The sequence below is a fragment of the Brachybacterium sp. SGAir0954 genome (assembly GCF_005490785.1).
Taxonomy (GTDB): domain Bacteria; phylum Actinomycetota; class Actinomycetes; order Actinomycetales; family Dermabacteraceae; genus Brachybacterium; species Brachybacterium rhamnosum.
The window spans coordinates 1718006-1730382 of record NZ_CP027295.1; the positions used below are offsets into that span (position 1 = coordinate 1718006).

A 12377-nucleotide genomic window follows, 5' to 3' on the forward strand; every position below is an offset into this window, starting at 1 on the left:
CCGGTGGGGAGCCCCGACAGCACCACCCTCGGCGGGAATACCGCGACGGCGCGGAGCGGTCTTCTCGAGCGGCCCACCCGGTCGTACGGTGGCCGCGATGAGCTCCCGCGCCGCCCCCGCCACCACCGTGCTGCTGATCCGTCACGGCACCACCGCCACCACCGGGTCCCTTCTGCCCGGCCGCACCCCCGGCCTGCACCTCGCCCCGAGTGGCCGGGAGCAGGCGCGCGCCCTCGTCGAGCGCCTCGAGGGGACGCGGATCGACGCTCTCCACGCCTCCCCGCTCGCACGGACGCGGGAGACGGCCGCCCCGCTCGCCGCGGCCCATGTTCGCCGGGAAGTCGGAGGAGCTGATCCGCCGGGTGCGCCGCGCGCACCTCGCCGGGCTCCGCGTCGAGGTCCTCACCCACGCCCTCGACACCCGCTACGCGGAGGGCATCACCGCGCACACCGGGGACCGGATCCCCGCCCGCGCCGTGGCCGACGCCCCCGCGCTGCGGGACCTGCTCCGGGCGGGCGCGCCGGATCTCCTCGCGATCGACGAGGCGCAGTTCTTCGGCCCCGACCTCGTCGATCCCGTGCTGGAGGCGGCGCGGGCCGGGAGCTGCTCCACCACGAGCGGCCCTGAGCGTCCACCTCAGGAGCGGGCTGCCTCCGCGGCGGCCTCGAGCCGTGCGGTGTCCAGGCGACGCTGCGCGAACATCTCCGCGGTCACCGCCGTGGCGACCGGTCCGGACTCCGCGAGCTGGTCGTCGAGGCGCTGCGGGACGATCTGCGAGCTCACGCCCCAGCGGTCCTTGCACCAGCCCCACCGGCCCTCGTCGCCACCGGCGGCGCGGACGGGACGGGCACCGACGGCTCAGCGGGCATCGCCGGCTCAGGGGCCTCAGCGGTCCTCGAGAGCCTGCTCGAGCTCCGCCTTGCTCATGCGGGACCGCCCCTCGATCCCCTCGCGCCGCGCGTCCTGGTAGAGCTGCTCCTTCGTGCGGCCCTGCGCCCCCTCGTGGGAGCGGCGCCCGCCGCGGCGGGAGGGGGAGTCGTCCTCGAGGGAGGTGCGGGAGGCCTCCTCCGCCTCACCCGCCTGCGCCCGCGTCTTGTTGACCGTGCGCGCGGCGATCTCCTCCGCCGTGCCCTCGTCCTCGCCCCGCTCGAGGGCGCTGTCCTTCACGTGCTCGTACTGGCGCTCGCGCTTGTCGCTCCAGGCCTGCTGCGGCATGGCCGCTCCTTCCGTCGGCGGGCGGGGACGGGACGCCCCGTGCCTCGATCCTCCACCGTCGACGCGGGGCTGTCGAGGGCTCAGGCGTGCTCGGCGAGCGGCACGGCGGCCTCCGCGGCGACCTCGCGCCACGTCGCCGCGAGAGAGGCGATCGTGGCGTGGGCGTTCAGACCGCTCGGCTGGGGCACCACCCAGAGCGTCGGCCCCTCCGGCCAGCCGTCCGGCAGCACCTCCTCCTGGCGGCCCAGCCGCGCCTTCGGCAGGTCGAAGGCCTGGCGGTACGCGGTGATGCCCGCGATCGCGACGACCCGCGGTGCGAGGGCAGGCAGTCGGGAGAGGAGGCCGGCCCCGCCCTCGCGCAGCTCCTCGCGGCGCAGCTGGTCGGCGCGCGCCGTCGCCCGTCCCACGAGGTTCGTGACGCCCACGCCGCGGCCCAGCAGGTCCGCGGCGTCCTCGTCCTCGAGTCCGCGCGAGGCGTCCACCGGGCGGGAGGTGAGACCGGCGGCGTGCAGCGAGGGCCAGAAGCGGTTGCCGGGGCGGGCAAAGGGCGCGTTCACCGCGGCGGTCCACAGCCCCGGGTTGATGCCCACGATCAGCAGGCGCAGCGCCGGATCGGCCGACGGGTCCGGCAGCAGGTCGTCGATGACGTCCGGATCCGTGGTGGGGACCTCGGCGAGGTCGTCCTTCGTGGGGCGTCGGCCGCGGAGCGGGGAGGGGCGTCGGGGCATCACCCCGGCACCCTAGCCCGCGTCCCGAGAGGTGCCCGTCCGGAGGGCGGACCGCGCGGACGGCCCGGGGAGGGGGCGCCACTAGGCTCGTCCCCATGATCGTCACCGTCGACGCCGGCCCCCAGGGGACCCCCACCAGCAGGGACGGCGCGGGCTTCCTCGCGCCCACCGCCCTCGCCTACCGCCTCGCCCCGGGGGAGAGGGCCGAGGCGCCGCTGCCCGCGCAGGACGGGGTCGAGAGCATCGTGGGCCGCCGCATCGCCCCCGGAGACGTGCTGCGCACCTATCTGTTCCCCGCTCTCGACGAGGCCCAGACCTGGGGTGCGACCCACGTCGCGATCGACCTCGAGCTCGACGACGGCACCCGCCTCTCCGCTCTCGACCCCCGCGACCAGCACGGCACCCCCGCCACCGCGAGCGGCCTCGGGGAGGGCCGGATCCTCTACGCCGACCAGTGGAACGACGTGCAGGTGGACCTCGCCGCCGCCGCGGGCCGCACGATCACCGGGGTGCTCCTCGCGGCGGACGCCCCCGCGGGCGGCGACCCCGAGCTGCGCGGCTGGATCGACGGCCCGTACCTGGGCCCGCTCCCCGCGGATCCTCCCCTCGACGACCCGGTCGCCTGGGTGGACACCCGCCGCGGCACCTACGCCTCGGGCGACTTCTCGCGCGGCAACAACCTCCCGCTCACCGCCTGGCCCAACGGCTTCGCCTTCTTCACCCCGATGACCGACGCCCGCACCCGGCGCTGGGTGTACGAGTACCACCGCCGCAACGGCGCCGACAACCGGCCCCGCCTCGAGGGCCTCGGCATCTCCCACCAGCCGAGCCCCTGGATGGGGGACCGCGCCCAGTTCCTGCTCATGCCGCTGGACGCCGACGCCGCGGACGCCTCCCCGGCCGCCCGTGCGCTCGGCTTCTCCCACGCCGACGAGGTCGCCCGCCCCGACCTCTACGCCGTGACCCTCGACGGCGCGCACACCCTGCGCCTCGCCCCCACCGACCACGGCGCCGTGATCGAGGTCGGCGCCCCCGCGGGTCCCGCCCCGCGGCTCCTGCTCGAGGGCGTCGACGAGCACTCCCGGGTGCTCACCGAGGACGCCGTCGGCCGCGGCCTCGTCCGCGCCTGGGTGGACTCCGGCATCGACGAGGGGTTCGCTCGGGCCGACGGCACGACCCGCATGTTCGTGCGCGCCGAGCTCGACCCCGCCCCTGTCGCCGTCGAGCCGGCGCCCGGGGCGACGCCCGGCGCGGCCGTGCTGCGCTTCGCCGAGGGCACCACCGCGGTGACCGTGCGCTGGGTGACGAGCTTCGTGGGCCAGGAGCAGGCCGAGCGGACCTTCGCACGGGAGCTCGCGGGACGCACCCTCGAGCAGGTGCGCGAGGCCGCCCACTCCGCCTGGACCGAGCGGCTCTCCGTGATCGAGGTGCCCGAGGCCACGCCCCCGCAGCGCCGCACCCTCACCGGGAGCCTCTACCGCCTGAACCTCTACCCCAACTCCCACTGGGAGGACGCGGGGGAGGAGGGCGCGCCGCGCCCCGTGCACGCGAGCCCCGTGCTGCCCGTCCTCGGCGAGGCGAGCGACGACGCGACGAACGCGCAGATCGTCGACGGACGCATGGCCGTGAACCACGGCTTCTGGGACACCTACCGCACCGCCTGGCCCGCCTACGCGCTGCTCTACCCCGAGCTCGCCGCGCAGCTCGCCGACGACTTCGTCCAGCAGCACCGCGAGGGCGGCTGGATCGCCCGCTGGTCCGCGCCGGGCTACGCCGACTGCATGACCGGCACGAGCTCCGACATCTCCTTCGCGGACCTCCAGGTGAAAGGCGTCCCGCTGCCGGACCCGCTCGCGACCTACGAGGCCGGCCTGCGCAATGCGACCGTGACCCCGAGCGCGGGGGAGGTGGGCCGCCGCGGCGGGGAGCGCTCCGTGTTCACCGGCTACGTCGACACCGACACCGAGGAGTCCGTCTCCTGGGCGCTCGAGGCGCACATCAACGACGCGGGCCTCGCCGCCCAGGCAGAGCTCCTCGCCGCCGGCCCCGCACTGCCCGAGGCGCGCCGCCGGGAGATCCGCGAGGAGGCCGCCTACCTGCGCGCCCGCTCCGCGAACTACCCGCTGCTCTTCGACCCCGCCGTGGGCTTCTTCCAGGGCCGCCGGGCCGACGGCGCCGTCGCGCAGACGCCCGAGGAGTTCGACCCGCTCTCCTGGGGCGGGGACTTCACCGAGACCGACGGCTGGAACTTCGCCTTCCACGTCCCGCACGACGGCGAGGGCCTCGCCTCCCTGTACGGCGGCCGCGACGGGCTCCGCGCGAAGCTCGAGGAGTTCTTCGCGACCCCGGAGCGGGCGGACCGCAAGGGCACCTACGGCCACGCGATCCACGAGATGGACGAGGCGCGAGCCGTCAGGATGGGCCAGTTCGGCATGTCCAACCAGCCCTCCCACCACATCCCGTTCCTCTTCCACCACGCGGGCGCCCCCGAGCGGGCGATGGAGGTCGTGCGGGAGGTGCAGCGCCGGCTGTTCGTCGGCGAGCAGATCGGCCAGGGCTACCCCGGCGACGAGGACAACGGCGAGATGAGCGCCTGGTGGCTGCTCACGGCGCTCGGCCTGTACCCGCTGCAGCTCGGCACGCCCCGCTACCACCTCGTCGCGCCCCTGTTCGCGCAGGCCCGCGTGCGGCCGCTCGGCGGCGAGGCGTTCACGGTGACCGCGACCGGGCAGGCCCCGGACCACCCCTTTGTCACCGCGATGACCGTGCGCGGGCAGGACCATCCCCAGGCCTGGATCGAGCACGGTGACCTGCGCGGCGAGATCGCGATGGCGCTCGCCGGGGAGCCGGCCGGCTGGGGCGAGGTGCCGCCCTCGCCCACGGCGCCCGGCCGGAGCCCCCGCCCGCTGCTCGACCTGCTGCCGCGCGACGGTGCGGATCCGCTCCTGGACGACGACTCCCGGACCGAGGTCGAGCTGACCGGGGCCGAGCCGGCCGGGGCCGACAAGATCACGATCGTGCTGCCCGAGCTCGAGGAGCCGTCCGCGGCCCGCTTCCTCACCCTCACCTCGGGCGCCGAGGAGGGGGCGGACCCGATCGCCTGGCGGCTCGAGATCTCCTCCGACGGCGCCGCTTGGGAGCTGCTCGACGCCCGCGAGGGCCTGACCTTCCCGTGGCGGCGGCAGACCCGGCCCTTCGCCCTGCCGGAGCACGCGCCCGTCGCCCACCACCGGATCGTGCTGCGCGGCACCGGGGCGGCGGTGCGGCTCGCCCAGGCGGAGCTGCTCGCCTGAGGGCATCGGTACGATCGGGGACCTCGCGCCCCACCGATCCAGGAGCTGTCCCACGATGACCCAGGCCTACCACGCCGATTCCTCCGATCTCGCGGAGAAGGAGGTGCTGACCTGGGAGCAGTTCGGCACCGCCTCCCGGGAGCTCGCGCAGAAGATCGCCGACTCCGACTTCGCCCCGGAGATCATCATCGCGATCGCGCGCGGCGGCCTGCTGCCCGCGGGCTCGCTCTCCTACGCGCTGGGCCTCAAGCTCTCCGACGCGATCAACGTCGAGTTCTACACCGACGTCCACGAGACGCTGCCGGATCCGGTGCTGCTCGCCCCGATGCTCGACACCGAGTCGATCGCCGGGAAGCGTCTGCTCGTCGTCGACGACGTCGCCGACTCCGGGCGCACCCTCGCGCTCGTGCTCGACCTGCTGCGGGAGACCGGCGCGGACGCCCGCAGCGCCGTGCTCTACGCGAAGTCCGCCTCGGTGATCGCCCCCGACTTCGCGTGGCGCCGCACCGACCGCTGGATCGTCTTCCCGTGGTCCGCGGAGCCCCCGGTCACCCCGAGCGCGTGAACGGCCAGGTCATCGCCGCCCACACGGCGGCGATGACCGCGGCCTCCACGAGCAGGTACCACGGCCACGGCCCGAGCACGTCGAGCAGGCTCGGCCCGGCCGGGGCGTGCATGAGGTAGGCGTAGTTCGCGCCGCTCAGCAGGTTGCCGACGAAGGCGACCCCCGCCCAGCCGACGGTCGCCGCATAGGCGAGGCCGTAGGCGCGCCAGGTGGGCCGGAAGCCGCAGCCCCAGCACAGCACGATCGGCGCGAGCAGCGCCGTGCTGTGCCCGATCCAGTACTCGGCGAGCTCGAGCGGCGGCCACACGAAGAAGTTGACGTCCGGGGTGAGCACGGACTGCAGGTTCAGCGTGAGCCCCCAGTACCAGCTCACGGCGACCGCCCAGCGGGCCCGGGTGATGAGCGCGATCGGGGTGAGCACGCGCAGGGCGTCGGAGAAGTGCAGCGGCAGCGACTCGTCGATGTTCCAGGACCACGGGGCGAAGCCCCACAGGATCCACAGCAGGTTGTTCACGAGCAGCACCCCTCCCGCGCGGCGCAGCACCAGGTCCCGGCGCTCGGCGGGGGTGCGGCGCGCCCAGCGCACGAGCAGCACGGCCGCCACGGCGGTGAGGGCGAGCACCACGAGATGCTCGGTGCCGTAGGGGGTCATGCGCGCGAATGGAGCGGGGGCCACACCGGGAGGCTAGCTCCCCGTGCGGCCCCCGCTCCGGATGCGGTGGCGGCAGCGCGCCTCAGGCGGCGACGGCGGCGGCGGACGTGCGGGCGTGGCGTGCCTTCAGAAGCGTCACGAGCGCCGCGGAGAGCAGGGTGCCCGCGAGGATCGCGACCACGTAGCCCCACAGCGGGGAGATCGCGAAGAACACGAAGATGCCTCCGTGCGGGGCCTGCGAGCCGACGCCGAAGGCCATCGTGAGGGCGCCCGTGAGGGCGCCGCCCGCCATCATCGAGGGGATGACGCGCAGCGGGTCGCCCGCGGCGAAGGGGATCGCGCCCTCGGAGATGAAGGCCGCGCCCAGCAGCCAGGCGGTCGTGCCGTTCTCCCGCTCCACGGGGGAGTAGAGGCGGCGGGCGATCGTCGTGGACAGGGCCATGGCGAGCGGCGGGACCATGCCGCCGGCCATGACGGCCGCCATGATCTCGAAGGACGCCTCGGTGCCCTGGGAGAGGCCCGCCGTCGCGAAGAGGTAGGCCGCCTTGTTGACGGGGCCGCCCAGGTCGAAGCACATCATGAGGCCCAGGATCGCGCCGAGCAGGATCGCGGAGGAGCCGCTCATGCCGGTGAGGGCATCCTGCAGGGTCGTCATCACCCACGCGAGCGGGCGGCCGATGGCCAGCAGCATCGCCCCGCCCACCACGGCGGAGGTCACGAGCGGGATGATCACCACGGGCATGAGCCCCGCGAGCCAGCGCGGCGGGCGGAAGGTCGTCAGCCACAGCGCGATGAGCCCGGCGAGCAGGCCCGTCACGAGACCGCCGAGGAAGCCGGCGCCCACGAGCACCGAGATCGCACCGCCCAGGAACCCGGGCGCGATGCCCGGCCGCCCGGCGAGGCCGAAGGCGATGTAGCCCGAGAGCGCGGCGACGAGGAAGCCCATGCCGGTGTTCCCGAGCAGGAAGGCGACCGAGCCCAGGTAGAGCAGCAGGCCCGAGCGCTTCGAGAGGAGCTCGCCCGCAGCGCCGTCGTAGGTGACGTGGCCGGGGAGGTCGGTGAGGCTGCTGCCGGTCGCGACGTCCTGCGCCACGAAGGCGACGTCGAAGCCGGCGAGCAGGAAGCCGAGCGCCATCAGCAGGCCGCCTGCGGCGACGAAGGGGATCATGTAGGAGACGCCCGTCATCACGGCCGCCTGGATCCGCTTGGGCCACGACTGCTGCTGCTCGCCGCCGGAGGACGAGGACGCGGCGGCGGCGCCGGTCGTCGCCGGGACGCGCCGCGCGGCGGGGTCCCCGGCCGCGTCGATCGCCTCGTCGATCATCTGCGGGCCGTGGGAGATCGCGCGCTTGACGGGATGCTCCACGAGGGGAAGGCCCGCGAAGCGGTCACGGCCCGAGATCGAGACGTCGGCCGCGACGATGAGCGCGCCCGCGCGCTCGATCTGCTCGGGCGTGAACGGGGTGATGCCGCCCGAGCCCTGCGTCTCGACGTGCAGCTCGACGCCGCGCTCCTTCGCCGCGTTCTCGAGCGACTCGGCGGCCATGTACGTGTGGGCGATGCCGGTGGGGCACGAGGTGATCGCGAGGAGGACGGGGAGGTCCTCCGCGGTCGCGTCGGCAGGGGCGGCCTCGGCCACGGGGGCGGCAGCGGGCTGCTCGCCGCGCTGGGCGGGCTCGAGCACGTCGAGCACGAGGTCCGCCGCCTCCTGCGAGGTGGTGGCGGCGCGCAGCGAGGCGAGGAACTCGGGGCGGATCAGCGCGCGGGATAGCTGGGCGAGCAGCTGGAGGTGCTGGTCGTCGGTCCCGGCGGGGGCGGAGATGCCGATGATGACGTCGGCCGGGCCGTCCTGGGCGCCGAAGTCCACCGGCTCGCTCAGGCGGATCAGGCCCAGGGCGGCCTCGTGGACCGCCTCGGTGCGGCAGTGGGGGATCGCGAAGCCGCCGGGCATGCCGGTCGCGAAGGACTCCTCGCGGGCGAGCAGGCCGGCCTCGAGACCGTCCCGCTCGCTGCGGCCGGTGGAGGCGATGAGATCGGCCATCTGACCGATGACGGCGAGCTTGTCGCCGGCCGGTGCGACGTCCAGGCGGACGAGGTCGGCGGTGATGAGTGCGGACATGCCAGCTCCTTCACTGGTGGCCCGGGGGTGTCCCGGGGAGGGGCCGACGGCCGGGAGGCCGACGGCGGGGATGCTCAGAGGGCGCGGACGAGGTCCTCGCGGACGGCGACCTGGTCGGGGCGGGGGATCGTGGTGCCGGGCAGCGCCACCGCGGCGGTGCCGTAGGCGACGGCGCAGGCGAGCCGCTCGGGCTCCTCGCGGCCGCGGACCCTCGCGAGGAGGTATCCGGCGGCCGCGGAGTCCCCGGCGCCGACGGTCGAGAGGACCTCACCGGAGACGGCCGCGCAGTGCCAGGTCCCCTCCGCGGTGGCGAGCACGGCGCCCGCGGCGCCGAGGGTCACGAGCACGGCGCCGACGCCCTGGGCGTGCAGGGCGCGGGCGGCCTCCGTTACGGGGGCGAGCTCGCCCTGCTCGGCGGCGGCCTCGATCGTGGCGCCGTCGGCCCCGGTGAGCTGACCGAGCTCCTCGGCGTTCGGGGTCAGCAGGTCCGGGGCGGCGCAGCGGTCCGCCCGCCAGGCGGCGGCGAGGGCGGCGAGCGGGGCGTCGGAGGTGTCCACGCCCACCGGGACCGCGGCCTCGTGCAGCTCCTGGATGCGGCGGGCGTACCAGTCCGCGGGCAGGCCCGGGGCGAGGGAGCCGGAGAGCATGACGAAATCGCCGGGTCGGGTGGCGCCGTGGAGCGCGGTGGCGAGCGTCTCCGCCTCCGCCGGGGTCAGGGCGTGGCCGGGCTCGTTGATCTTCGTGGTCACCCCGGGCGGGGAGACGACGGTGAGGTTCGTGCGCACGGGGCCCGCGACGGGCACCGTGCGATGGGGGAGGTCGGCGCCGGCGAGCAGGGCGGTGAAGGGGTCCTGGGCGCCGGCGGGGAGCACGGCGAGAGTGTCCTCGCCGGCCTGGTGGAGGGCGCGGGAGACGTTCACGCCCTTGCCGCCCGCCTGGGTGGCGTCCTCGGCGATGCGGTGCACGCCGCCGGGGACGAGCGGGGCGGTGAGGGTGACGGTACGGTCCAGGGACGGGTTCGCGGTGAGGGTGATGATCATGCGATCACGACCTCCACCCCGGTCGCCTCGAGCTCGCCGCGCAGGGCGGGGGCGAGGCCGTCGTCGGTGACGATCACGTCGATCTCCTCGAGGTCGGCGATGCGGACGAGCCGGCGGGCGCCGGCCTTCGAGGAGTCGGCGAGGACCACACGCCGGCCTGCCTGCTGCAGGAGCGCGGTCTTCACGGCGCCCTCGGAGGGGTCCGGGGTGTAGAGGCCCTCGGCGTCGAAGCCGTTGCAGCCGAGGAAGGCGACCTCGGGGCGCAGGGCGCGGATCGCGTCGACGGTCGCGGCGCCGACGGCGGCCCCGGTGCCCGGGCGCAGCCGCCCCGGCAGCAGGTGCACGGGCGGGCCGTCGAGGGCGAGCAGCGCCTGGGCGACGTCGAGCGCATGGGTGACCACGGCGCCGGTGCGCTCGGAGAGGTGGGGGACGAGGGCGAGGGTGCTCGTGCCCGCGTCGAGCTGCACGGCGGCCTCGGGGTCCAGCGGCAGGAGCGTCGCGGCGGCCGCGGCGATGCGCGCCTTGAGGTCGGTGCGGGTGTCGCGGCGGGAGGCGAGGTCCGGCTCGAGCACGGCGGCGGCGCGGGGGATGGCGCCGCCGTGGACGCGGGCGAGGACGCCGCGGCGGTCCAGCTGGTCGAGGTCGCGGCGCACGGTCTCGGTCGTGACCTCGAACTGCTCGGCGAGATCCGAGACGGCGACCCGGCCCTCGGTCGCGAGGGCGTCGAGGATCGCGCGGTGGCGCTGAGGGGCGTACATGGGGATCGATCACCTGCGTCGTCGGAGGAGAGGGTGCTGCGGGGTGTGCCCACCTTAGCCCTGAAGCCCACACAGAGCAACATGTGGATCTGTTGTTTTATGGGGGAGTGTGCGGCGGGCGGGGCGAGCGACGAGTTCGCGGACCGCCGAACCCCTGCCGCTCGGCGCCGCGCGGTGGCAGGGTGGGTCCCATGAAGATCATGATCGTCGGAGGACATGGCAAGGTCGCGCTGCTCGCGGAGCCGCTGCTCGCGAAGGCCGGCCACGAGGTGAGCGCGGTGATCCGCAACCCGGAGCATCGCGCCGAGATCGAGGAGGCGGGCGCGACGCCCGTCGTCACGGACATCGAGACGCTCGACGACTCCGGCTGGGACGCGCTGCTCGCCGGCAGCGACGCCGTCGTGTGGTCCGCGGGTGCCGGCGGCGGCGCCCCGGAGCGCACGTACCGCGTGGACCGCGACGCGGCCATCGCGTCCATGGAGGCCGCGGGGCGCCAGGGCGCCCGCCGTTACGTCATGGTCAGCTACTTCGGGGCCGGCCCCGATCACGGCGTGGACCCGGAGGACGGCTTCTTCGCCTACGCCGAGTCCAAGGCCGCGGCGGATCAGCACCTCCAGGGCACCGACCTCGACTGGACGATCCTCGGGCCCAGCGGTCTCACCCTCGAGGAGCCCACCGGCCGCATCGACACGCAGGCCGCCGAGGGTGACACCGTGAGCCGCGCCGACGTCGCCGCCGTCATCGCCGAGGTCGTGGACCGCGAGGACACCCACGGCCGCTTCATCGCCTTCAACTCGGGCGAGACGCCGATCGCGGAGGCCGTCGGCCGCGCCTGAGCCCACCCGCACAGGAGAGAGGGCCCCGCACCGTCCGGTGCGGGGCCCTCTCCCTTCGCTCAGGGCTCCGGGCTCAGTGGTCGGTGCGCGGGGCGGCCCCCGCCGCCTCGTCGGTGCCCGCCGCGCCGTGCTCGGACGATCCGCCGTGCTCCTTGTTGCCGAAGGGCAGCACGTGCAGCACCGCGACGATGATCGCGCCCCACACGAGCCCCAGCACGAAGCTGAAGAACGTGTTGACCAGCCAGGCGAGCGCCGCGCCCACGCCCGGGACGCCCGCGACGGCCTCCTCGAGGTGGTGGACCAGGCCGTAGGGCTGGGCGAGACCGAAGTTGTGCAGGCCCTCGAGGATGATGTGGCCGCCCACCCACAGCATCGCGACCATGCCGACGTAGCTGATGACGGTCATGACCACCGGCATCGCCCGCACCAGCGCCTCGCCGAGCTTCTGGCTGCCCTTCCGCTCGCGGCGGGACAGGGCCAGGCCCACGTCGTCCATCTTCACGAGCAGCGCGACCGCGCCGTAGACGGCGACCGTCATGAGGATGCCGACGGAGGCGAGGATGATCGCGCGCATCCAGATCGAGTCCGCGTCGATCGAGTTCATGGAGATCACCATGATCTCCGCGGAGAGGATGAGGTCCGTGCGCACGGCGCCGGAGACGATCCCCTTCTCCGAGTCCGCCCCCTTCGCCGCGGCGGGCTGCTCCTCGTGCTCGGCGCCGGAGACGAGCTCCCAGACCTTCTCCGCGCCCTCGAAGCACAGGTAGGTGCCGCCGATCATGAGGATCGGCGTGAGCGCCCACGGCGCGAGCCACGAGAGCAGCAGCGCGATCGGCAGGATGATCACGAGCTTGTTGATGAACGAGCCCCGGGCGATCCGCCAGATGATCGGCAGCTCGCGGGAGGGATTCAGCCCCTTCACGTACTGCGGGGTGACGGCGGCGTCGTCGATGACCACGCCGGCCGCCTTCGCGGACGCCTTCGCGCTCGCGGCGGCGACGTCGTCCGTGCTCGCGGCCGCCATCTTCGCGATCGCGGCCACGTCGTCGAGCAGTGCAGCCAGGCCTCCGGCCATGCGGGTCCCCCTCGGGAGTCGTCGTGCGCCGGCCCAGCTGGTCGCGGCGGCGGCTCAGGGCCACAGCGTAGTCGGTCGCCCGGCCGTAGGCTTGT

At 74.9% G+C, this 12377-nt stretch carries 11 protein-coding genes and 2 pseudogenes; 5 read left to right on the plus strand and 8 right to left on the minus strand.

What is annotated here, in order from left to right:
• Positions 1-97 precede the first annotated feature (97 nt).
• A pseudogene (locus tag C1N80_RS07775) lies at positions 98-268 on the plus strand (histidine phosphatase family protein); the annotation flags it as partial.
• A gap of 58 nt (positions 269-326) precedes the next feature.
• Positions 327-512, plus strand: a pseudogene (locus tag C1N80_RS07780) (thymidine kinase); the annotation flags it as partial.
• A gap of 125 nt (positions 513-637) precedes the next feature.
• On the opposite strand, the gene C1N80_RS07785 reads toward C1N80_RS07780, so the two are convergent.
• The 3 genes from C1N80_RS07785 to C1N80_RS07795 all read right to left on the minus strand — a co-directional run bounded on the left by C1N80_RS07785 (position 638) and on the right by C1N80_RS07795 (position 1944).
• Positions 638-784 carry a hypothetical protein gene (locus C1N80_RS07785; RefSeq protein WP_240811322.1) on the minus strand — a complete coding sequence of 49 codons (147 nt, stop codon included), beginning with the start codon at positions 782-784 and terminating at the stop codon, positions 638-640.
• A gap of 102 nt (positions 785-886) precedes the next feature.
• The gene (locus C1N80_RS07790; RefSeq protein WP_137770245.1) at positions 887-1216 is read right to left on the minus strand and encodes a plasmid stabilization protein; all 330 of its coding nucleotides are present in this window, start codon (positions 1214-1216) and stop codon (positions 887-889) included.
• 80 nt (positions 1217-1296) lie between these two features.
• On the minus strand, positions 1297-1944 hold the full coding sequence (locus C1N80_RS07795; RefSeq protein WP_137770246.1) for a mismatch-specific DNA-glycosylase: 648 nt from the start codon (positions 1942-1944) through the stop codon (positions 1297-1299).
• 95 nt (positions 1945-2039) lie between these two features.
• On the opposite strand from C1N80_RS07795, the gene C1N80_RS07800 reads away from it, so the two are divergent.
• Both C1N80_RS07800 and C1N80_RS07805 read left to right on the plus strand, forming a co-directional pair.
• On the plus strand, positions 2040-5237 hold the full coding sequence (locus tag C1N80_RS07800) for a GH92 family glycosyl hydrolase (RefSeq protein WP_137770247.1): 3198 nt from the start codon (positions 2040-2042) through the stop codon (positions 5235-5237).
• A gap of 55 nt (positions 5238-5292) precedes the next feature.
• A complete protein-coding gene (locus tag C1N80_RS07805; protein ID WP_137770248.1) occupies positions 5293-5802 on the plus strand; it encodes a phosphoribosyltransferase in 510 nt (169 codons plus the stop codon).
• Here the strand turns inward: C1N80_RS07805 and C1N80_RS07810 are convergent.
• The 4 genes from C1N80_RS07810 to C1N80_RS07825 all read right to left on the minus strand — a co-directional run bounded on the left by C1N80_RS07810 (position 5786) and on the right by C1N80_RS07825 (position 10371).
• Positions 5786-6478, minus strand: a complete 693-nt coding sequence (locus tag C1N80_RS07810; RefSeq protein WP_240811058.1) for a TIGR02206 family membrane protein — start codon at positions 6476-6478, stop codon at positions 5786-5788. The two genes, C1N80_RS07805 and C1N80_RS07810, sit on opposite strands and share 17 nt — an antisense overlap.
• A gap of 58 nt (positions 6479-6536) precedes the next feature.
• Complete coding sequence (locus C1N80_RS07815; protein WP_137770249.1) at positions 6537-8573, minus strand: fructose-specific PTS transporter subunit EIIC; 2037 nt, start codon at positions 8571-8573, stop codon at positions 6537-6539.
• Positions 8574-8647: 74 nt separating this feature from the next.
• Entirely contained in the window at positions 8648-9613 is a 966-nt protein-coding gene (locus C1N80_RS07820) for a 1-phosphofructokinase family hexose kinase (RefSeq protein ID WP_137770250.1), read from the minus strand.
• Complete coding sequence (locus tag C1N80_RS07825) at positions 9610-10371, minus strand: DeoR/GlpR family DNA-binding transcription regulator (protein WP_137770251.1); 762 nt, start codon at positions 10369-10371, stop codon at positions 9610-9612. The genes C1N80_RS07820 and C1N80_RS07825 overlap by 4 nt, the downstream gene beginning before the upstream one ends.
• A gap of 191 nt (positions 10372-10562) precedes the next feature.
• On the opposite strand from C1N80_RS07825, the gene C1N80_RS07830 reads away from it, so the two are divergent.
• On the plus strand, positions 10563-11207 hold the full coding sequence (locus C1N80_RS07830; protein ID WP_137770252.1) for an SDR family oxidoreductase: 645 nt from the start codon (positions 10563-10565) through the stop codon (positions 11205-11207).
• Positions 11208-11280: 73 nt separating this feature from the next.
• Here C1N80_RS07830 and C1N80_RS07835 read toward each other — a convergent pair whose 3' ends face one another.
• On the minus strand, positions 11281-12282 hold the full coding sequence (locus C1N80_RS07835; protein WP_137770253.1) for a DUF808 domain-containing protein: 1002 nt from the start codon (positions 12280-12282) through the stop codon (positions 11281-11283).
• Positions 12283-12377: the final 95 nt, after the last annotated feature.